Annotated in this window: 18 protein-coding genes; 5 read left to right on the plus strand and 13 right to left on the minus strand. The window is 62.1% G+C overall.

The window, feature by feature from the left end; genetic code table 11:
* Positions 1-42: 42 nt before the first annotated feature.
* Positions 43-1002: an agmatinase gene (gene speB / locus ACVW0Y_RS13835; protein WP_457438900.1), complete on the minus strand. Its 960-nt coding sequence runs from the start codon at positions 1000-1002 to the stop codon at positions 43-45.
* Between the two features lie 14 nt (positions 1003-1016).
* Positions 1017-2111, minus strand: a complete 1095-nt coding sequence (locus tag ACVW0Y_RS13840; RefSeq protein ID WP_457438901.1) for an extracellular solute-binding protein — start codon at positions 2109-2111, stop codon at positions 1017-1019.
* Positions 2112-2275: 164 nt separating this feature from the next.
* Here ACVW0Y_RS13840 and ACVW0Y_RS13845 point away from each other — a divergent pair, with 164 nt between their 5' ends.
* The 4 genes from ACVW0Y_RS13845 (at position 2276) to ACVW0Y_RS13860 (ending at position 5823) form a co-directional block, all read left to right on the plus strand.
* Complete coding sequence (locus ACVW0Y_RS13845; protein ID WP_457438902.1) at positions 2276-3169, plus strand: LysR family transcriptional regulator; 894 nt, start codon at positions 2276-2278, stop codon at positions 3167-3169.
* A gap of 80 nt (positions 3170-3249) precedes the next feature.
* Positions 3250-3810 (plus strand): NADPH-dependent FMN reductase, encoded by a 561-nt coding sequence (locus tag ACVW0Y_RS13850; RefSeq protein WP_457438903.1) that lies wholly within the window; start codon positions 3250-3252, stop codon positions 3808-3810.
* 216 nt (positions 3811-4026) lie between these two features.
* Positions 4027-4782, plus strand: a complete 756-nt coding sequence (locus ACVW0Y_RS13855; RefSeq protein WP_457438904.1) for a COG4705 family protein — start codon at positions 4027-4029, stop codon at positions 4780-4782.
* A gap of 381 nt (positions 4783-5163) precedes the next feature.
* Positions 5164-5823, plus strand: a complete 660-nt coding sequence (locus ACVW0Y_RS13860) for an endonuclease (RefSeq protein ID WP_457438905.1) — start codon at positions 5164-5166, stop codon at positions 5821-5823.
* A 141-nt stretch (positions 5824-5964) separates the two neighbouring features.
* Here the strand turns inward: ACVW0Y_RS13860 and ACVW0Y_RS13865 are convergent, their stop codons facing one another.
* The 11 genes from ACVW0Y_RS13865 to bioB form a co-directional block, all read right to left on the minus strand.
* A complete protein-coding gene (locus ACVW0Y_RS13865; RefSeq protein WP_457438906.1) occupies positions 5965-7743 on the minus strand; it encodes an acyl-CoA dehydrogenase C-terminal domain-containing protein in 1779 nt (592 codons plus the stop codon).
* Between the two features lie 275 nt (positions 7744-8018).
* Positions 8019-9812, minus strand: a complete 1794-nt coding sequence (locus tag ACVW0Y_RS13870; RefSeq protein ID WP_457438907.1) for an acyl-CoA dehydrogenase C-terminal domain-containing protein — start codon at positions 9810-9812, stop codon at positions 8019-8021.
* 131 nt (positions 9813-9943) lie between these two features.
* Positions 9944-11245: a diguanylate cyclase gene (locus ACVW0Y_RS13875; protein WP_457438908.1), complete on the minus strand. Its 1302-nt coding sequence runs from the start codon at positions 11243-11245 to the stop codon at positions 9944-9946.
* 271 nt (positions 11246-11516) lie between these two features.
* Positions 11517-13322, minus strand: a complete 1806-nt coding sequence (locus ACVW0Y_RS13880) for a phenylacyl-CoA dehydrogenase (protein ID WP_457438909.1) — start codon at positions 13320-13322, stop codon at positions 11517-11519.
* Between the two features lie 161 nt (positions 13323-13483).
* Entirely contained in the window at positions 13484-14266 is a 783-nt protein-coding gene (locus ACVW0Y_RS13885) for a putative metalloprotease CJM1_0395 family protein (protein ID WP_457438910.1), read from the minus strand.
* 62 nt (positions 14267-14328) lie between these two features.
* Positions 14329-14568: a hypothetical protein gene (locus ACVW0Y_RS13890; protein WP_457438911.1), complete on the minus strand. Its 240-nt coding sequence runs from the start codon at positions 14566-14568 to the stop codon at positions 14329-14331.
* A gap of 92 nt (positions 14569-14660) precedes the next feature.
* Entirely contained in the window at positions 14661-15344 is a 684-nt protein-coding gene (gene bioD / locus ACVW0Y_RS13895) for a dethiobiotin synthase (RefSeq protein WP_457438912.1), read from the minus strand.
* 1 nt (position 15345) lies between these two features.
* Positions 15346-16146: a malonyl-ACP O-methyltransferase BioC gene (gene bioC / locus ACVW0Y_RS13900; protein WP_457438913.1), complete on the minus strand. Its 801-nt coding sequence runs from the start codon at positions 16144-16146 to the stop codon at positions 15346-15348.
* The gene (locus ACVW0Y_RS13905; protein WP_457438914.1) at positions 16139-16870 is read right to left on the minus strand and encodes an alpha/beta fold hydrolase; all 732 of its coding nucleotides are present in this window, start codon (positions 16868-16870) and stop codon (positions 16139-16141) included. The genes bioC and ACVW0Y_RS13905 overlap by 8 nt, the downstream gene beginning before the upstream one ends.
* Positions 16863-18035 carry an 8-amino-7-oxononanoate synthase gene (bioF, locus tag ACVW0Y_RS13910; protein WP_457438915.1) on the minus strand — a complete coding sequence of 391 codons (1173 nt, stop codon included), beginning with the start codon at positions 18033-18035 and terminating at the stop codon, positions 16863-16865. Before bioF ends, ACVW0Y_RS13905 begins: the two co-directional genes overlap by 8 nt.
* 66 nt (positions 18036-18101) lie before the next feature.
* Entirely contained in the window at positions 18102-19160 is a 1059-nt protein-coding gene (bioB, locus tag ACVW0Y_RS13915; RefSeq protein WP_457438916.1) for a biotin synthase BioB, read from the minus strand.
* Positions 19161-19250: 90 nt separating this feature from the next.
* Between bioB and ACVW0Y_RS13920 the strand changes: the two genes are divergently transcribed.
* Complete coding sequence (locus tag ACVW0Y_RS13920; protein ID WP_457438917.1) at positions 19251-19991, plus strand: phosphoribosyltransferase family protein; 741 nt, start codon at positions 19251-19253, stop codon at positions 19989-19991.
* Positions 19992-20043 lie beyond the last annotated feature (52 nt).

The raw sequence follows: 20043 nt of genomic DNA on the forward strand, positions 1-20043 counted from the left end.
CCGACCCGCTTCCCGCCTCTGCGGTTCAACCTAACTGGAGGCTCAAGCTTTGTGCGTATGTTTCGCCGCGTACAGGCAGAGCATCTCCATGGCGATGGTGGCACCGGCCAGGGCGGTGACTTCGGCGTGGTCGTAGGGCGGTGCCACCTCCACCACATCCATGCCCACCAGATTGATGCCGCGCAGGCCGCGGAGGATTTCCAGCGCCTGATGACTGCTCAGGCCGCCGCATACCGGGGTGCCGGTGCCCGGGGCAAACGCCGGGTCCAGACAATCGATATCAAACGTCAGGTACACCGGGTTGTCACCGACGCGGGCGCGTATCTGTTCGGCGATCTGCTCCGGGGTGTGGCGGTGTACATGGCGGGCATCCAGCACCTGAAAGCCCATGACGTCATCATTGGTGGTGCGCAGGCCGATCTGTACCGAGCGCGCCGGGGCGACCAGGCCCTCACGGGCAGCGTGGTAGAACATGGTGCCGTGGTCGATGCGTTGCACCTCTTCATCCGGCCAGGTATCGCTGTGGGCGTCGAAGTGGATCAGCGACAGGCTGCCGTGCTGTTTCGCGTGGGCTTTGAGCAGCGGATAACTGATGAAGTGGTCGCCGCCCAGGGTGAGCATGGCGCAGCCGGCGGCGAGGATCTGGTCGGCGTGGGCCTCGATGGTGCCGGGGGTGAGCTGCGGTTGACCATGGTCGAAATCACAGTCGCCGTAATCGATCACGGCCAGTTCGTCGAAGGGGTCGAACTCCCAGGCCGAAGGGCGCGCCCAGGCCATTTGCGTGGACGCCGCACGAATCGCCCGCGGGCCGAAACGGGTGCCGGGGCGGTTGGTGGTGGCGGTGTCGAAAGGCACGCCGCTGACCACCACGTCGACACCGCGCAGGTCGCGGCTGTAGCGGCGGCGCATAAAGCTGATGATGCCACCGTAGGTGGACTCGGCGGCGGTGCCGTAGAGGCTTTCACGGGTGATGGCTTGGTCATTGCGGCTTGCCTGATCCATGCAGGTTCTCCTTATCAGTAGTGGCTGCGAAAGGCAGTCCACAGGCGTGTGCGTTCACGTTGCGCCGGCAGGCTTTGCATCTGTTCGCTGAACAGGTGGGTACGTACGTCGGCGGGCGGGTAGATATCCGGGTCGCTGGCCACCGCCGGATCGACCAAAGCGGTGGCGGCGCTGTTGGCGTTGGCGAAGAACACGCTGTTGGTGACCTCGGCTATCGCCTCGGGACGCAGCATGTAGTTGATAAAGGCCAGCGCCGCCTGCGGGTGCGGGGCGTCGACCGGAATGGCCATGGTGTCGAACCACACCAGGGTGCCCTCGCGGGGAATGCGGTACACCACTTCGAACGGCTGCTTGGCCTCCACGGCTCGAGCGGCGGCAGTGGCGGCATCGCCGCTGTAGCTGAGGGCCATGCACACCTCGCCTTTGGCCAGGTCATCGATCTGCCGGCCGGAGGCCACATAGCGCACGTTCGGCTGCAGGGCGGCGAGCAGTTGCTGCACCTCTTTGAGATCCGCCACCTGGGTGCTGTAAGGGTCATGACCGAGGTAGTTGAGGGCCAGGCTGATGACTTCCTGCGGCGAGTCGAGCACGCCAATTCCGCAGTCTTTCAGCTTGCTGGCGTATTGCGGTTTGAACAGCAAATCGAGGCTATTGAGGGGCACGTCGTTGCCCAGGCGCTTGCTCACCGCGTCCTTGTTCAGCCCCAGGCCGATAGTGCCCCAGGTATATGGCACGCCGTAGCGGTTGCCGGGATCGGAGGTGGCGAGCTTGCTCAGCAGGTCGGCGTCGAGGTTGCTGTACAGCTTCAGGCCACCGGCTGCGATCGGCTGCACCGCCTTGGCCTTGATCGCACGCGCCAGGCCGCTGGAGGAAGGAAACACCAGGTCGTAGCCGCTGCCGCCGGTGAGCAGTTTGCTATCCAGCGCTTCGGGGCTGTCGAACACATCGTATTTGATCTGAATGCCGGTCTCGGCCTGAAAGTTCTTCAACGCTTCAGGGCCGATGTACTCCGACCAGTTGTAGATATTCAGGGCTTTTTCTTCGGCAACGGCCTGCAGGTGCAGCGGCAAAGTGGCGGCCAGCAGTAAAGCGCACGCGGCAATTCGCATGGTGGTGATCTCCTGGGCAGATGACGGTGACCGCGCTTCTCGAATGTCGCCACTCAGCGGTGGCGGGAAGCTCTGGATGGCGTTGATACTGCGCCGCGCTTTGCTTCGAATAAATGCAAAGTGATATACCCTGGCATCGCACCTTATCAATGTTTGGAATCGCCATGCTCAGCCAGGTACGCGACCTTGATCTGCAACTGCTGCGGCTGTTTATTACCGTGGTCGAAAACGGCGGCTTCAGCGCCGCGCAAGGCGAGCTGGGGATTGGTCAATCGACCATCAGCACGCAGATGGCCAAGCTGGAAACGCGCCTGGGATTTCGCCTGTGCGAGCGTGGCAAAGCCGGCTTTCGCCTGACGCCCAAAGGCGAAGAGGTGCTGCTGGCCACCCGCAAGTTGTTCACTGCGCTGGATGTGTTCAAGAACGAAGCCCAGGGTATGGCCGATAAGCTGCTCGGTGATCTGTGCATCGGCTTGTCCGAAGCCCTGGACCCACAGGTGCTGGGCAAGGTCAGCGAGGCCATTCGCCGTTTCCGCCAGCGCAATCAGGCCGTGCAGATCGAACTGCGTAGCGCCGCCCCGGCTGAGCTGGAACGGCGTTTGTTGCAGGACCAGATGCACCTGGCCATCGGCTATTTTTCCGGGGTGCAGGCGGCCATCGATCATCAGCTGTTGTTCGCCGAGGAACAGGCGCTGTACTGCGCCGAGGGCCACCCGCTGTTCGCGCACCAGACAGTGACGCTGGAACAGTTGCGCACGCAGGACGGGGTGAAATACCCCTACCGCTTCGACCAAGCCGACGATCCCTGGCAGGCGCAGGTCAGCAGCGCCCGCAGTGAGCAGGTGGAAGGCACCCTGGCCTTTGTCTTGTCCGGTGCCCACCTCGGCTATCTACCGACCCATATCGCCGCGCCCTGGGTGGCGGCCGGACGACTGCGGGCGCTGTTGCCCAAGCAGCTGGGGTTCAGCGTGAATTTCTATCTGGGCAGTCATCGCGGTCGCCAACCGAGCGAGGCGCAGAAGGCGTTTGTCGCCGACCTGTTCGCCGCGTTTGCGTAGGCTCTAGGCCGGGCGGTGCAGCCGCAAAGGCCAGCTATAGTTCCTAGCTCACCCTTTTCCATCCCGCCTGAGGAGTCACCATGAGCAAGGTTTATCGCGTCGCGGTATTGGTTGGCAGCCTGCGTAAAGCCTCGATCAACCGCAAGTTGGCCCTGGCCCTGGCCGAATTGGCACCGCCATCGTTGCAGTTGGAGATTGTCGAAATCGGCGACCTGCCGCTGTACAACGAAGACATCGACGTCAGCCCGGCACCCGCCGCTTACACTGCCTTCCGGGACAAAGTGAAAGCCGCCGAAGCGCTGCTGTTTATCACCCCGGAGTACAACCGCTCGGTGCCGGCACCGCTGAAAAACGCCATTGATGTCGGCTCGCGGCCTTACGGTCAAAGCGTGTTCAGCGGCAAGGCCGGTGCGGTGGTCAGTGCTTCGCCAGGCGCAGTGGGCGGCTTTGGTGCCAACCATCATCTGCGCCAGTCGATGGTGTTTCTCGACGTGCATATGCTGCAGCAGCCAGAAGCCTACCTGGGCGGTGCCGGTAGCTTCTTCGCTGAGGACGGCAAGCTCGGCGATGGCATCAAACCCTTCCTGCAGAAGTTCATCGACACCTATGCGCAATGGGTCGCCCTGCACAGCAAGGCTTGAACCTGCCTGCCGGGTCTGCCCGCAATGGCCAGACCCGGCGATTTCACGCTTTTTCTCCGCCTGATGTTTTTTTCATGCCGCGTTGACCTTTTTTTCACTCCCGCGCCCCCATCCTGCCGCCGACACATCCAGTAACGTCTCCTGCTTTCTGTAGTCGTGCCAGCGCGCACCGGAGGCCACTGGAACCTCAATCCGCCGGCTCAGGAATGCATGCAGATGAATAAACTTCCACAGATCACCCTGGCCTTCTGGGTCATGAAAATATGCGCAACCACTCTCGGCGAAACCGCCGGTGACTTGCTGTCGATGACCCTCAACGTGGGCTACGCCATCAGCTCGCTGATTTTGATCAGCGTGTTCCTGATCACTCTGGTTACCCAGCTCAAAGCCAAAACCTACAACCCGATGCTGTACTGGATCGTGATTCTCTCCACCAGCACCGCCGGCACCACCATGTCGGACTTTATGGACCGCACCCTGGGCCTGGGTTATGCCACCGGCTCGGCGCTATTGATCAGCATCCTGCTGGTTACTCTGGCCGTCTGGCGCTGGAGCGAAGGCTCGCTGTCGGTTGACCACGTGCGCACCTTCAAGGGCGAGCTGTTCTACTGGATCGCGATACTGTTCTCCAACACCCTGGGTACCGCGCTGGGTGACTACCTGGCGGACGATTCAGGCTTGGGTTTCGCCGGTGGCGCGCTGTTGATCGGCAGCACCATCGCGGTGGTGGTACTGCTGCACTTCTACACCCGTATCTCCTCGGTGCTGCTGTTCTGGCTGGCCTTTGTGCTCACCCGTCCGTTCGGCGCTACCCTTGGCGACGTGCTGACCAAGCCGCACGAGAAAGGCGGCCTGGACTTCGGCACTATCGGCTCCTCGGCGGTGCTGGCGGTGATCCTGCTGGTGCTGGTGGTGGCTGCCACGGTGCACAAGAATCGCCGTGACAGTCAGGCGGCGCTCGAGGCGGCGTAGCAGAACCTGCACAAACAAAAACACCGACGCAAAGTCGGTGTTTTTTTGTCTGCCGGAAAAAAGAAAACCCCGCCGAAGCGGGGCTTTGCAGACTGTGTCCTGACATCCGTAATCATCCATCGTCCTGATGGAAATCCAGCGTATCCCTGTTCGTTCCTAGGCGCTTCCTGCGCAACGTCCATGGGCAGGAGATTAGCGAGGCTCTGTTACAGGCGATAGCGGCAATTAGCAGCACGCTTTGTAAGCCTTCGCTTACACAGATTTAAACCATCCCTTATGTCGGCTTTATTTTGTGAACTGGCTCTTGTTAGACTCGCTTTGTCCTACAAACCAACAAAACCATAACAACGTCGACACAGCAGTTCCCTGGGGTTCAGTCTCATGCGCGCAGTAGCAGTTGCCTTCGCTGGTCTGATGTTTTGCGCTTGTTCCACCGCCTTCGCTGGCGGGCAAAATCAGCTCTCCGACGCCAAGATCGCCGTCGATCAATTCTTCTGGAAACAGCTGTACGCCAAAGGCGGTACCACGCTCTATTGCGCCAAGCCGTTTACTGGCGAGCGCGGCCAGGTGACGGCCAGCCTGGTGTACACCGTCAAGCAGATCAAGTCGGCGTTGCGCTGCGTCACCGACGAGCAATGCACCACCGCCAACCCGCAATATCCCTTTATGTTGAGCGACCTGCACAACATGTACCCGGCCCTCAGCCTGGTGGAACTGGCGCGGCGCAACGCGCAGTTCGGCGAACTGGGTGAAGGGGTATCGAGCAAGTTCAGCGATATCGGCTGTCAGCTCAAAGCCAGCTTCCAGTTGATCGAACCGCCCGACTCGGCGAAGGGCAACGTCGCCCGGGCGATTTTTTATATGCGTAGCGAATACGGCCTGCCGATTGTCGGCCAGCTGCAGATGTACAAAAAGTGGAACCAGATTGATCCGCCAGATGCCGAGGAAAAGGCCCGCAACGACCAGATTGAAACGCTGCAAGGCACCCGCAATCGGTATATCGATGCGCCGGCGGCAGCGGATCAATTGACTCAGGAGTAAAACCAATCGCGGCTGAAGCCGCTCCTACGAAATCGCACAATCCGTAGGAGCGGCTTCAGCCGCGATTGGCCCGGCCTGCAAACCAACCAACAACAAAAAGCCCCGCATGTGCGGGGCTTTTTTGTCAGCGTTGAGCTGACATCAGAACTGCGCGGCATCCAGTAGGAACAGCGACTCGCTACCGGCTTTGACCGAAGCGGTCAGCGAGTGGATACGCGGCAGCAGACGGGCGAAGTAGAAACGCGCGGTGCCCAGTTTGCTGGCGTAGAACTCGTCCTGACCTTCCTTGCCCAGTGCGGCACGCGCCATCAGTGCCCACATATAGGCATAGGCCGTGTAACCGAACACGTGCAGGTATTCCACCGAGGCCGCGCCGATTTCATTCGGGTTGCCCTTGGCGCTTTCCAGCAGCCAGGCGGTCAGGTCATCGAGGTTGGCGACGGCCGCTTTCAACGGTTCGATGAACTCGGCCAGCGAGGCATCGGCGCTGCCGGTGAAGGCTTTGATTTCATCGGCGAAGTGCTTGTAGAACGCGCCACCGCTGCCGACGATTTTACGGCCAACCAGGTCGAGAGCCTGAATGCCGTTGGTGCCTTCGTAGATCTGAGTGATGCGCACGTCGCGCACCAATTGCTCCTGGCCCCACTCACGGATAAAGCCGTGGCCGCCGAAGATCTGCTGGCCGTGCACGGTGGTTTCCAGACCGAGGTCGGTAAGGAACGCTTTGGCGATCGGGGTCAGCAACGCCACCAGCTCTTCCGCACGCTTGCGGGTGGTGGGGTCTTCGCTGAACTTGGCGGTGTCGAGCTGCATCGCCACGTAGCTGGAGAACGCACGACCACCTTCGTTGCTGGCCTTCATGGTCAGCAGCATGCGGCGTACGTCCGGGTGCACGATGATCGGGTCGGCGACTTTGTCTTTGGCCACCGGGCCGGTTGGCGCACGGCTTTGCAGACGATCACGGGCGTATTCAACGGCGCTCTGGTAGGAGCGTTCGCCAGCGGCCAGGCCCTGGATGCCTACGCCCAGACGTTCGTAGTTCATCATGGTGAACATCGCCGCCAGGCCTTTGTTCGGGCCGTCGATGATATAGCCGGTGGCACCGTCGAAGTTCATTACGCAGGTAGCCGAACCCTGGATGCCCATCTTGTGTTCGATGGAGCCGCAAGTAACAGTGTTGCGCTCGCCCAAGCTGCCATCGGCATTGACCATGAACTTGGGCACCAGGAACAGCGAAATGCCTTTGGAGCCCGCTGGGGCGTCCGGCAGTTTGGCCAGTACCAGGTGGATGATGTTGTCGGTCAGGTCGTGCTCGCCACCGGTGATAAAGATCTTGGTGCCGGTGACTTTGAACGAGCCGTCAGCCTGCGGCTCGGCCTTGGTGCGAATGATGCCCAGGTCGGTACCCGAGTGCGGCTCGGTCAGGCACATGGAGCCTGCCCAGACGCCGGCATACATATTCGGCAGGTAGGTTTCTTTCAGCTCGGCGCTGGCGTGGGCATTGATCGACAGGCAGGCACCGGCGGTCAGCATCGGGTACAGGCCGAACGACAGGTTGGCGGCGTTGAGCATTTCCTCAACCTGCGCGCCGAGCACCTTGGGCATGCCCATACCGCCGTAGGTGGGGTCGCCGCCCACGCCTACCCAGCCGCCTTCGCCGTAAATCTTGTAGGCCTCGGGGAAACCAGCCGGGGTACTCACCACGGTGTTGTTCCAGCGGCAGCCTTCTTCATCACCGCTGCGGTTCAGCGGGGCGATGGTTTTTGCAGTGACCTTGCCGGCTTCTTCGAGGATCGCCTCGGCCGTGTCCGCATCGACGACTTCTGCCAGCGCAGGCAGCTGCTGCCAGAGTTTGGAAACCTCAAATACTTCATTGAGGACAAAGCGCATATCGCGCAGGGGAGCTTTGTAGTCGGCCATGTGGCGATCCTCGAACGATCCAACGATGCGGCCCAGCGGCCGGTATGGGGCATGTGTCGGAGTTTAACCGAACAACTTTTCAGACACATAGGGTCATGGTCGGACTGGCCAGTCAGACTCGCGGACCGATCTCGATTTTCGCTGGAGCATCGCGGCTGAAGCCGCTCCTACAGGCTTGCACGCTCCGTAGGAGCGGCTTCAGCCGCGATGCTGTTGAGCTTCCGTGACCAAATAAAAAGCCCGCCACACGGGCGGGCCCTGTTCAGCCTGGGCACTTAGCCGGCGAACTGCTCGGCGCTCAGTTGCATCAGGCTTTCGCTGCCGGCTTCAACCCCTGCACGGTGCACCAGGGTGCGCGGCAGCAGGCGTTTGAAGTAGAAGTCGGCGGTGGCCAGCTTGGCTTGGTAGAACGCAGCATCGCCGCTGCCAGCGTCGAGTTTCTGCTGGGCGACGACAGCCATGCGCAACCAGAAGTAAGCGAGCACCACATAGCCAGAGAACATCAGGTAGTCGGTGGCAGCAGCACCCACTTCGTCCGGGTTTTTCATGGCAGCCATGCCGACCTTGGTGGTCAGCTCGCCCCACTCTTTATTCAGGCCGGCCAGTTGCGCGAATGGCCCTTGCAACTGCGGATGAGCGGCGTTGGCTTCGCAGAACTTATGCACCAGCTTGGTAAAGCCGCGCAGCAGTTTGCCCTGGCTGCCGAGCACTTTACGGCCCAGCAGATCGAGGGCCTGAATGCCGTTGGTGCCTTCGTACAGCAGGGCGATACGGCAGTCGCGTACCAGCTGCTCCATGCCCCATTCGCGGATAAAGCCGTGGCCACCAAACACCTGCATACCGTGGTTGGTCACCTCAAGGCCCGTCTCGGTCATAAAGGCTTTGCAGATCGGGGTCAGGAAGGCCAGCAGGTCTTCGGCTTCCTGGCGCTGCTCGGCGGTGTCGGCATGCAACTGGTCGAGCAACTGGGCGCAGAAGTAGGAGAGCGCGCGGTTACCTTCGTTGAAGGCTTTCATGGTCAGCAGCATGCGCCGCACGTCCGGGTGGACGATGATCGGGTCGGCCGATTTTTCCGGGGCTTTGGCACCGGTCAGCGAGCGCATTTGCAGACGCTCGGTGGCGTATTTCAACGCGCCCTGGTAGCTGGTTTCACCCAGGCACAGGCCCTGCATACCGGTGCCCAAGCGTGCATGGTTCATCATGGTGAACATGCAGTTCAGGCCCTTGTTCAGTTCACCGATGAGGAAGCCCTTGGCATTATCGAAGTTGATCACGCAGGTGGCCGAGCCCTTGATGCCCATCTTGTGCTCGATGGAGCCGCAGCTCACAGCGTTGCGCTCGCCGGCTTCACCGTCCGCGCCCGGGAGGAACTTGGGCACGATAAACAGCGAGATACCTTTGGTGCCGGCTGGGGCATCCGGCAGCTTGGCCAGTACCAGGTGGACGATGTTGTCGCTCATGTCGTGCTCACCGGAGGAGATGAAAATCTTGCTGCCGGAGAGGGCGTAGCTGCCATCGGCCTGTGGCACGGCGCGGGTTTTGATCAGGCCCAGGTCCGTGCCGCAGTGGGCTTCGGTGAGGCACATGGTGCCGGTCCAGCTGGCGGCGGTCATGCGCGTCAGGTAGGCCTGCTTCTGTTCCTCGGTACCGTGGGCGTAAATGGCCGCCATAGCGCCTTGGGTCAGGCCCGGGTACATGCCCCAGGCGTAGTTGCTGGAGCCGATCATTTCGCTGAACAGCAGGCCCAGCGAGTGCGGCAGGCCCTGGCCGCCGTAGTTCGGGTCGACCGACAGGCTCATCCAGCCGCCATCGGCGAACTGCTGAAAGGCTTCCTTGAAGCCTTTGGGAGTGGTAACCACGCCGTTGTCGAAGTGGCATTCCTCTTCGTCACCGGAGCGGTTCAGCGGAGCGATAACCTGCTCGCAGAACTTCGAACCTTCTTCGAGGATGGCGTTGACCATGTCCGGCGAAGCATCGACTGCGCCCATGGCTGCATAGCCAGCGTGGAAGTCGAAAACTTCGTCGACCAGAAAGCGCATGTCGCGCAGCGGAGCCTTGTATTCGGGCATGGAGATTCTCCTTGGCAGGGACGCGGTAAGCGTCATCGAGGCCGACAAACTACTGCCGCCCCGCTGCTTGGGACAATGACCTTGCGCCCGCTGAATGCGCGCCTATAAGCGCACCAGACTAATGCCGGCGATCAGGCCGTAGGCGCTTTGCTGGCGGCCACACGCACCGCGCCGCGACGGTTCTGGCCATGCTGGATCACGCAGTTGCGCCCGGCGGCCTTGGCCGCGTAGAGCGCGCGGTCGGCGGCCTTGATCACCTCTTCCGGGGTGCGCTGATCGCTTTCTTTTTCTGCCACGCCGATGCTCACGGTTACCGACACGCTGGTGGCCGCCGCTGCGCCACGGCGCTGTTTGCCCTTGTTATCGTTCTGCGGGCGGCTGCCCTTGTCGCGCAGTTGGATCACGTAGCTCTCGACCAGCTGGCGCACCGCTTCCAGGTGCGGCTTGCACTCTTCCAGGGTCTTGCCAGAGAACACCAGGGTGAATTCCTCGCCACCGTATCGATAGGCCTTGCCACCACCGCCGATCCTGCGCAGCTGGCTGGCGACCACGCGCAGCACCTGGTCACCGACGTCGTGACCGTGGGTGTCGTTGAATTTCTTGAAGTGGTCGACGTCGGCCATGGCGATCACATAGTTGCGACCCAGACGCGGCAGCCGTTCATTGAGCGCACGGCGACCGGGCAGGCCGGTGAGCTCGTCGCGGAAGGCCATCTGGTAAGCCTCGTGGGCAACCGCCACGGCGAGAATAAGCATTACCTGGCTGCTCATCACGTTCAGGCCATGGGGCAGCAGAAAGGTCTTGGGCAGCATCCAGCACAGGCCGAGCAAACCGACCAACTGCGCCGCATGCAGCGGCCGCGGCTTATAAATGTACTGAGCGATCAGGCCGATAAAAGCCAGCAGGAACAGCGGGTAGGCCAGTTGCACCATGCTCATCCAGTCGGCGTGCAGCGACGGCCAGCGGATCTGCGCCAGCCATTCGAGCATGCCTTCGGGGTAGCGCTGCGCCAGGCCGATAACCACTGCGCCGACTGCCAGCAACACCGCCGAGCGGGCCACCAGGTCGCGGACCAGGTGAGTGCGCTCGACCCAGGCGGCATAGATGCCATACAGCAGCGGAAGCAACAGACTGCACAGGTGGAACACCAGCGCGGTGTCGGAACGGGCTTTGCCATTGGCGCGGAAGAAGTCGACCTGGGTGTCGAGCACAAAATATGCGCCATACACCACCACCATCAGGAACAACTCGCGCTGGCGGGAATAGATCAGGCAGAAGGCGCCACCGAGGATCAACAGTAAGGTCGGCAGCACATTGAACAGGGAGGTGAAGAACTCATTGAGCAGCGCCAGGCTGGCAGCCGCCATCCCTGCTACCAGCAACAGCAAGGAGGGGAGGAAATGGCTGAGACGAACGGCTTTCAAGCGATGCACGGGGGCGTGTTCCACAGGCCGCCAGGAGAAGGCGGCGAACGGCGGGCATTTTGCCTATTTCTGGCGAGTTCGGCACCGTTTCCTGTCGCAATTTCCTCTAATTAAGAGCGAAACAGCTTTCTGTAGGAGCGGCTTTAGCCGCGATGCTTTTGTTCTGCTCAAAAACGCATCGCGACAAAAGCCGCTCCTACGAAACAGCGATACCCGGGCATAAAAAAACCGCCCGCCTTTAGGGCGAGCGGTTATTTTCAACCGGTGGAGCAGCTACGCCTTAGTAGCCCAGGGAGAAGTCTTCTTCTGCCAGTTCCATCAGGTTGTTGGCGCCGGACAGCATGGCTTCTACGTGTGCACGGGTGCGCGGCAGAATACGCTGGAAGTAGAAGCGCGCGGTTTGCAGCTTGGCCTTGTAGAAGGCTTCTTCGTTGGTGCCGGCAGCCAGTTTCTCGGCAGCCAGGCGAGCCATGTCGGCCCAGAAGTACGCCAGGCAGGTGTAGCCGGAGTACATCAGGTAGTCGACCGAAGCAGCGCCCACTTCTTCGCGGTCTTTCATCGCGGCCATACCAATTTTCATGGTCAGCTCGCCCCACTCTTTGTTCAGCTTGGCCAGCGGAGCGGTGAACTCGGCGACAGCCTCGTTACCTTCGTTGGCCTGGATGAACTTGTGCACGATCTTGGTGAAGCCTTTCAGGGCTTCGCCTTGGGTTTGCAGGACTTTACGACCCAGCAGGTCGAGCGCCTGAATACCGGTGGTGCCTTCGTACAGCATGGAGATGCGGCTGTCGCGAACGTTCTGCTCCATGCCCCACTCGGCGATAAAGCCGTGGCCACCGTAGATCTGTACGCCGTGGTTGGCGGCTTCGAAGCCGACTTCGGTCATAAAGGCTTTGGCGATCGGCGTGAGGAAGGCCAGCAGAGCGTCGGCTTTTTTCTTCACTTCTTCGTCTTGGCTGTATTTCACCAGGTCAACTTGTTGAGCGGTGAAGTAGACCATTGCGCGGTTGCCTTCGGCGAACGCTTTCATGGTCAGCAGCATGCGACGTACGTCTGGGTGCACGATGATCGGGTCAGCGGCTTTGTCCGGCGCTTTCGGGCCAGTCAGGGAACGCATCTGCAGACGCTCACGAGCGTACTTCAGACCGCCCTGGAAGCCGACTTCAGCGTGGGCCAGGCCTTGCAGCGCGGTACCCAGGCGAGCGGTGTTCATAAAGGTGAACATGCAGTTCAGGCCTTTGTTCGCTGGGCCGATCAGGTAGCCAGTGGCACCGTCGAAGTTCATCACGCAGGTGGCGTTACCGTGGATACCCATCTTGTGCTCGAGCGAGCCACAGGACACGGCGTTACGCGAACCGACGGTGCCGTCTTCGTTAACGTTGAACTTCGGCACGATGAACAGCGAAATGCCTTTGGTGCCCTGAGGGGCGTCCGGCAGGCGAGCCAGAACGATGTGGACGATGTTATCGGCCATGTCGTGTTCGCCAGCGGAAATGAAGATCTTGGTGCCGGAAACTTTGTACGAGCCGTCCGCTTGCGGTTCAGCTTTGGTACGCAGCATGCCCAGGTCGGTACCGCAGTGCGGTTCGGTCAGGCACATGGTGCCGGTCCATTCGCCGGATACCAGCTTGGTCAGGTAGGTGTGCTGTTGTTCCGCGGTGCCGTGCTCGGAGATGGTGTTCATTGCACCGTGCGACAGGCCTGGGTACATGCCCCACGACCAGTTCGAGCTGCCGACCATTTCGCTGAGCACCAGGCCCAGGGATTCCGGCAGGCCTTGGCCACCGTGGTCCACGTCGTGCGACAGGCTTGGCCAGCCGCCTTCTACGTATTGTTTGTACGCTTCTTTGAAACCAGTCGGGGTTTTAACGCCGGACTCGCTCCAGGTGCAGCCTTCCAGGTCGCCAACGCGGTTCAGCGGCGACAGCACTTGCTCACAAAACTTGGCGCCTTCCTCGAGAATGGCGTCGACCATGTCCGGGGTAGCATCTGCGCAAGCCGGCAGGCTCTGATAGTGCGCTTCGTAGCCGAGCAACTCGTCACGTACGAAACGAATATCACGCAAGGGGGCCTTGTAATCAGGCATAGCGGTAACCTCTACGATGGGTCCTAGATGGAGACCGGCTTGGCGGTCTTGTGCGAGATCTTTCTCGATTGCCCGGCGGCCAGGAATCAGCCCAGCAATCAAACAGGCGTTTGAAACATACGTTTACGCTGAAACCTTGTCAAGCATCCCCCTACAAGGGTTTAGGCAACCGCCACTATCAACGGCGTGCTATCGAGGGGCGAAGCGATGCTCTGGTACAGCTGTAGCGAAGCGGATGTGTCGGCAGTTTGCGGGCTGCTGCCGGTCGCAGGCTGGTCTTGGTCTTTCTGCTCGCGCTTGGCTTGCGCCTGCTCGGTCGCCTCGCTGCGAGTTTGCTCAGCGAGCTCGACCCGCGCGGCAGTCGCCAGGCCTTGCGCCTCGGCGGCCACACGCAAGTCTTGGGAGGAAGGGTCGATGGGTGCCAGGGCGGCGCGCATGACCACTTCCATCTTGCTGATGGTCGCGGCCGGGTCGCCGGACACGGCGCTGAGGTCGATGCCGACCTCACCGCCGACCGCATACGACTTGCCATCCGGCCCCTGCTGCAACGTGTAGCTCGGCGAACCCGCGTAGGTGCCTCCGACTGCCGCATGCGCCGCTTCATGCGCACGGACATCCGCGTCACGGCTGGCCAGCTCGGAGATCGTCTGGCGTTCCTGCTGTTCTTGCTGGGGACTTTTATCGTCGCCGTCGCTGCCAGCGGTTTTGGCGTTGGCGTCCGCCGGGTCGCTCGCGCTCTGCTTGGTGGCACCAGCAGCGCCCTGCTCGACGGCGGCCAGGCGCGTGCCGTCCGCAGAGAAGCTCACAGTGGTGTCCGGGGAAGAAGAGGATTCAGCAACAGCGGTAACGGAGGGAATGGCGGGGTTAGCAGCAGGCGCGCTCAGACTGGCCGGTACCGAGGCCGACGTAGACAGGGGGTAACTCGCCGTACTGCCGATTTGCATGGGCACCTCTGCGCGCCCGATGTGAACCGGGCCCGCTCAGCCGGGCCAACGCGTGACGGGGGTCAGGCGCGGATATCAATCAAGGTGCCAAGCACCTCGTCACTGGTTTCGATCACTTTGGCACCCGCCTGAGCTTCGGTTTTGCCGACGCTCAGCTGCACCAGATTGTCAGCAGTATCGGTCGCATCGGAGTTGCGGGTAACCGAATTGCTTGCGATATCGGACGCCGCCTGATCAATCCGACGCTGGCCGGATTGCACGCTGCTTAACCCGGAGCTGAATGCACTACCCGAGATTTCCATCGCCAACCTCGTAAAAGAGAAATTTCTGACGCCAATTTAAGCAGATTCAGATCAAAAAACGTACAAACAAAAGGCTATCGGTTTGCCACTGTTTATAGCGCCAGGTGCATCAGCTGCAGATGATCTGCCACCTTTTCCGGGCTGGCGTCGGCCAGACGCGGCACCCGACCGAGGCATGGGGCTGGTAGAACCACGGCCAGGGTGGCGAGGTTTTCCTCCAGCCGCGACGTGCCTGGGTCGACGATATTGGCCACCCAGCCGACCAAGCGCAGACCATCCCGTGCAATGGCTTCAGCGCTCAACACGGCATGGTTGATACAGCCCAGACGCACACCCACCACCAGAATCACCGGCAGCCCGAGCGCCACGGGCAAATCCGACAGATAGCCGCCATCGCCCAGCGGCACCCGCCAACCGCCAGCGCCTTCAACCACGGTGAAGTCCGCCCCCTGCGCCAGCACATGGCGAACCGGTGCCAGCAATGCCGCCGCAGTCAGCTCGATGCCGGCCTCGCGGGCCGCCACATGCGGGGCAATCGCCGGGGCAAAGGCCAGCGGGTTGACCTCGGCATAACTCAACGGCAACGAACACTGCCCCAGCAATGCCAGGGCATCACTGTTGCGCAGCCCATCGGCGGTCAGTTCACTGCCCGAGGCCACCGGCTTGCACGCCGCCGTGCTGAGGCCCTGACGCCGGGCAGCGCAGAGCAGGCCGGCGGCGATGGTGGTTTTGCCGACTTCGGTATCGGTACCGGCGATAAAAAATGCCGCAGTCATATCAGCCTTCTTTCTGCAGGATGGCGTAGAGCACCTGGTAGGTCGCCGGCAGCCCCTGGGGTTGGCGGAAACGCTCGTAGGCGGCGATCAACGCCAGAATTCGCGCACGGCCGGTAAGACCGCCTGGCCGCCCCGGATTGAGGTTATGCGCGCCCAGCGCCTTGAGTTCATGGGTCAGGCTGCGTACGTCGGGGTAATGCAGCACATGGGGCTGCAGCTGCAGACTCAGCACGCGCAAACCGCTATCGGCGCACAGCTGCTGGTAATCGTCGAACTGGCGAAAGCGGTTGACATGTACATGGCCGTCCACCGCCTGCCAGCTGTCGCGCAGCTCCTGCAGGGTACCGACGCACAGGCTGCTGAACGCCAGCACGCCGCCCGGGCGCAGCACGCGCTGGGCCTCGCTGAGCACTGCGGTAAAGTCGCCGCACCATTGCACCGCCAGGCTGGAGTACAACAGATCGCGGCTGGCATCGCGCAACGGCAGGCGCTCGGCGTCACCGGCAATAAAGTGCGTGGCACCGCCCAACGGCCGGGCGTGATTGAGCATACCTTCGGCTATATCCAGAGCCATGCCCGACGCTGGCGGATATGCCTCGCCCAGGGCGCGGGTGAAATAGCCGGTGCCACAGCCGATATCCAGCCAGTCGGCGGGCATCATTGCCGCCGGCAGCTGCGCCAGCAAGTGGTTGCCGACTGCGCGCTGCAGCTCTGCCACGCTGTCATAGCTGGCAGCGGCACGGGAAAAGGACGCGGCCACCTGACGCTTGTCCGGCAGGGCTCCTTGGGAAAATTCAGTCATCACCGGACTCATGCAAAAAGCCCTGAATCGCTGCCGCCACCTCGTGGGGGCGCTCCAGCACAAAGGCGTGGCTGGCCTGTTCGATCAAGCCGATTTCGACATCACCCAGCAGCTCCAGCAGGGCACCGGCCGCCTCAGCGGGCACCAAGGCATCTGCCCCGGCAAACAGGTGCAGCTGCGGGCCGGAAAATGCCTGCATGGCCGCGCGAGTATCCAGCGCCGCCAGTACCTGCAAGCCCTGCAACAGACTGCTGGCGCTGGCCCGCGGCGCGCCGGCGGCCAACTGCCGGGCGAGGCTGCGCGACTCCTGGGCACCCTGGGCGCAGAGCAGGCTGAAGCGTTTCAGGGTGGTGTCCGGGTTTTCCGTGCAGCCCTGCAGAAAACTGGCGAAATCGTCGGCTGGCATGGCCTGCGGCCACAGGCTGCTGGCGACAAAATTGCTGTTGCTGGCCAGGGTCAGCAGTCCGCAGCAGCGATCACCCCGGCGCGCCGCCAGCTCAGCGGCAAGCATGCCGCCCAGCGACCAGCCGCCCAACCAGCAATCCTGCGGCAGATTGGCATCCAGCTCATCCAGCCAGTCGGCGGGGTCGGCGGAATCCAGGGTTGGCAACGGCTCGACCTGCACCCGAAGGCGCTCATCCAGACCATGCAGGGCGGCGGCCAGCGGCTCGAGCGGGGCACTGCCCAAGCCCCAGCCGGCCAATAACACCAGGCGATTACGCATCGGCAGGCTCCAGCAACGGCCAGCAATCGGCCAAGGCATTCAACAACTGCTGCACCTGAGCCTCGCTGTGGGCGGCCGATAGCGTTACCCGCAGGCGCGCACTGCCCGCGGGAACGGTAGGCGGGCGAATGGCGGTAACCAGCAAACCGCGCTCGCGCAGCAGCTGCGACAGGCGCAAGGCTCGGCCGGCATCGCCGATCAGAATCGGTTGAATCGGGGTAAAGCTGTCCATCAGCGCCAGGCCGATTTGCTCGGCACCGCGGCGAAACTGCCGGATCAGGCTGTTCAGGTGCTCACGCCGCCAATGCTCGCTGCGTAGCAGCTTGAGGCTCTGCAGGGTGGCGCAGGCCAGGGCTGGCGGCTGGCTGGTGGTATAGATGTAGGGCCGGGCGAACTGCACCAGGGTTTCGATCAACGCTTCGCTGCCGGCGACAAACGCACCCGCCGTGCCGAAGGCCTTGCCCAGGGTACCGACCAACACCGGCACATCGTCCATGCTCAAGCCATAGTGCTCGACGATGCCGCCGCCATTAGCCCCCAGCGGGCCAAAACCATGGGCGTCGTCGACCATCAGCCAGGCGCCGGTGGTTTTGCAGGTAGCGGCCAGGGCCGGCAGGTCGGCCAGATCGCCGTCCATGCTGAACACGCCGTCAGTCACCACCAAGGTACTGCCCTCGGCTTTGGCGATCCGCAGGCACAAGCTATCGGCATCGTTATGCAGATAACGGGAAAACCGCGCACCGCTGAGCAGCCCGGCATCCAACAATGAAGCGTGGTTAAGGCGATCTTCCAGCACTGTATCGCCCTGCCCCACCAGCGCCGTCACAGCACCGAGATTGGCCATATAGCCGGTGGAAAACAGCAGCGCGCGCGGCCGGCCAGTCAGATCGGCCAGGGCTTCTTCCAGCTCATGGTGCGGGGTGCTGTGGCCTATCACCAGATGGGAGGCACCGCCGCCCACGCCCCAGCGCTCGGCACCGGCTTGCCAGGCAGCGATCACTTCGGGGTGGTTGGCCAGGCCCAGGTAGTCGTTATTGCAGAAGGCCAACAGCGGCTTGCCGTCCACCACCACTTGCGGCCCTTGCGGAGTTTCCAGCAGCGGGCGATGGCGGTAGAGGTTGTCGGCCCGACGGGCGGCCAGGCGGGCGGAGAGATCGAAGCTCATGGCGGATCAAAGCTCGGCAATGGAACGCGCCGCCCGCACAAAGCCGGGCGGCGTGGGAAAGGCCAATCAGGCTGAGGCGGCGTCGTAGAACAGCTCGCTGCTCTTCTGCTCGATCAGCGCCTGCTCGATGGCGGCCTGATGCACTTCGTCGGCGTGCTCTTCGCGCGCTTCCGGTTTGATCCCCAAACGGCTGAACAACAGCATGTCTTTGTCGGCCTGCGGGTTGGCGGTGGTCAACAGTTTCTCGCCGTAGAAAATCGAGTTGGCACCGGCAAAGAAGGCCAGAGCCTGCATCTGCTCGTTCATGGCTTCGCGGCCAGCGGACAGGCGTACATGGGATTGCGGCATAAGGATGCGCGCCACAGCGAGCATGCGGATAAAGTCGAAGGGGTCGACGTCTTCGGCATTGGCCAGCGGCGTACCCTGCACTTTCACCAACATATTGATGGGCACCGACTCCGGGTGCTCCGGCAGGTTGGCCAGCTGAATCAGCAGACCGGCTCGGTCATCCAGCGACTCGCCCATACCGAGAATGCCACCGGAGCAGATCTTCATCCCCGCATCGCGCACATAGGCCAGGGTTTGCAGGCGCTCGCTGTAAGTGCGAGTGGTGATGATGCTGCCGTAGAACTCCGGCGAGGTATCGAGGTTGTGGTTGTAGTAGTCCAGCCCGGCCTCGGCCAGCGCGCTGGTCTGTTCCTTGTCCAGCTTGCCCAGGGTCATGCAGGTTTCCAGGCCCAGGGCCTTCACGCCTTTGACCATCTGCAGCACGTAAGGCATGTCTTTGGCCGACGGGTGCTTCCACGCCGCGCCCATGCAGAAACGGGTGGAACCGATGGCCTTGGCTTCCGCCGCTGCTTCGAGAACCTTCTGCACTTCCATCAGTTTTTGCTTATCCAGGCCGGTGTTGTAGTGGCCGGATTGCGGGCAGTACTTGCAGTCTTCCGGGCAGGCACCGGTTTTGATCGACAGCAGGGTCGAGACCTGCACGCGGTTGGCATCGAAATGTGCGCGGTGCACGGTCTGGGCCTGGAACAACAGGTCGTTGAAGGGCTGTTGAAAAAGCGCCTTAACCTCAGCAAGGGACCAATCGTGACGCAGGTTAGGAGAGGTGGTGGCGCTCATCTGGCAATCCTTCTTGGAGTCGTGCGCGGGGCGAAAAAAAGTAAAGCCCACAAGCGCGGTATGGATGTTCGGCATAGTTAAGGAAGCGAAATGCGCTGTCAACCCGATCGATGGATACAGGTTTACAACTGGTTAAATATTAACCAATCGTGTTTATTGTGTGATCAGCCGACGGCTAACCCGAGACCTATCTGCCGCCCCTGTGAAGCCGAGCTGCCCTGGCTCGAGGCTCATTGCCGGATCTGCGCGCTGCCTTTGCCGGTAGAGGGCCAGATCTGCGGCGAATGCCAGATCACCCCTCCCCATTTCGATCAGGTGCAGGCGCCCTGGCACTACGGCTTTCCCATCGACACCCTGATCACCCGCTTCAAGCACCACGGCAAGTGGCCTTTGGGACGTCTGCTGGGGGAGCTTTTGTCACACCATCTGCAAAACGCTTTCGCCCAGGGCCTGGCGCGCCACGAGCTGTTGCTGCCGGTGCCACTGGGCAAGCAGCGTTTACGCCAGCGCGGGTTCAACCAGGCCGGGATGCTTGCCGACTGGTTAGGCTCGCCGTTGCAGCTCGCGGTAAACCCTCGCCTGCTCTACCGCGAACGGGAAACCAGCGCCCAGCAGGATCTCGACGCTGCCGCCCGCCAGCGCAACCTGCGCCGGGCCTTTGCCCTGCGCGACCCCAATCTGGTCGCCGGCCGCCACCTGGCGCTGGTGGACGATGTGCTGACCACCGGTGCCACCGCCAACAGCCTGGCGCGCCTGCTGAAAAAGGCCGGTGCCCGGCGGGTGGACATTTACTGCCTGGCACGTACGCCGAAACCCGGCGAAACACCCTGAATACCGCGTGGTGCCCCGCAGGCGCGGCTTCTGGGCGTACACTGGCGCCCCA

The sequence above is a fragment of the Pseudomonas sp. TE3786 genome (assembly GCF_054057335.1).

Coding starts and splice junctions, on each gene's coding strand:
- bioB (WP_457438916.1), bottom strand. CDS start 19,160: ATGAGCGCCACCACCTCTCCTAACCTGCGTCACGATTGGTCCCTTGCT.
- ACVW0Y_RS13845 (WP_457438902.1), top strand. CDS start 2,276: ATGCTCAGCCAGGTACGCGACCTTGATCTGCAACTGCTGCGGCTGTTT.
- ACVW0Y_RS13880 (WP_457438909.1), bottom strand. CDS start 13,322: ATGCCTGATTACAAGGCCCCCTTGCGTGATATTCGTTTCGTACGTGAC.
- ACVW0Y_RS13850 (WP_457438903.1), top strand. CDS start 3,250: ATGAGCAAGGTTTATCGCGTCGCGGTATTGGTTGGCAGCCTGCGTAAA.
- ACVW0Y_RS13865 (WP_457438906.1), bottom strand. CDS start 7,743: ATGGCCGACTACAAAGCTCCCCTGCGCGATATGCGCTTTGTCCTCAAT.
- bioF (WP_457438915.1), bottom strand. CDS start 18,035: ATGAGCTTCGATCTCTCCGCCCGCCTGGCCGCCCGTCGGGCCGACAAC.
- ACVW0Y_RS13905 (WP_457438914.1), bottom strand. CDS start 16,870: ATGCGTAATCGCCTGGTGTTATTGGCCGGCTGGGGCTTGGGCAGTGCC.
- ACVW0Y_RS13840 (WP_457438901.1), bottom strand. CDS start 2,111: ATGCGAATTGCCGCGTGCGCTTTACTGCTGGCCGCCACTTTGCCGCTG.
- ACVW0Y_RS13920 (WP_457438917.1), top strand. CDS start 19,251: ATGCGCTGTCAACCCGATCGATGGATACAGGTTTACAACTGGTTAAAT.
- ACVW0Y_RS13855 (WP_457438904.1), top strand. CDS start 4,027: ATGAATAAACTTCCACAGATCACCCTGGCCTTCTGGGTCATGAAAATA.
- ACVW0Y_RS13870 (WP_457438907.1), bottom strand. CDS start 9,812: ATGCCCGAATACAAGGCTCCGCTGCGCGACATGCGCTTTCTGGTCGAC.
- speB (WP_457438900.1), bottom strand. CDS start 1,002: ATGGATCAGGCAAGCCGCAATGACCAAGCCATCACCCGTGAAAGCCTC.
- ACVW0Y_RS13885 (WP_457438910.1), bottom strand. CDS start 14,266: ATGCAAATCGGCAGTACGGCGAGTTACCCCCTGTCTACGTCGGCCTCG.
- bioD (WP_457438912.1), bottom strand. CDS start 15,344: ATGACTGCGGCATTTTTTATCGCCGGTACCGATACCGAAGTCGGCAAA.
- bioC (WP_457438913.1), bottom strand. CDS start 16,146: ATGACTGAATTTTCCCAAGGAGCCCTGCCGGACAAGCGTCAGGTGGCC.
- ACVW0Y_RS13860 (WP_457438905.1), top strand. CDS start 5,164: ATGCGCGCAGTAGCAGTTGCCTTCGCTGGTCTGATGTTTTGCGCTTGT.
- ACVW0Y_RS13890 (WP_457438911.1), bottom strand. CDS start 14,568: ATGGAAATCTCGGGTAGTGCATTCAGCTCCGGGTTAAGCAGCGTGCAA.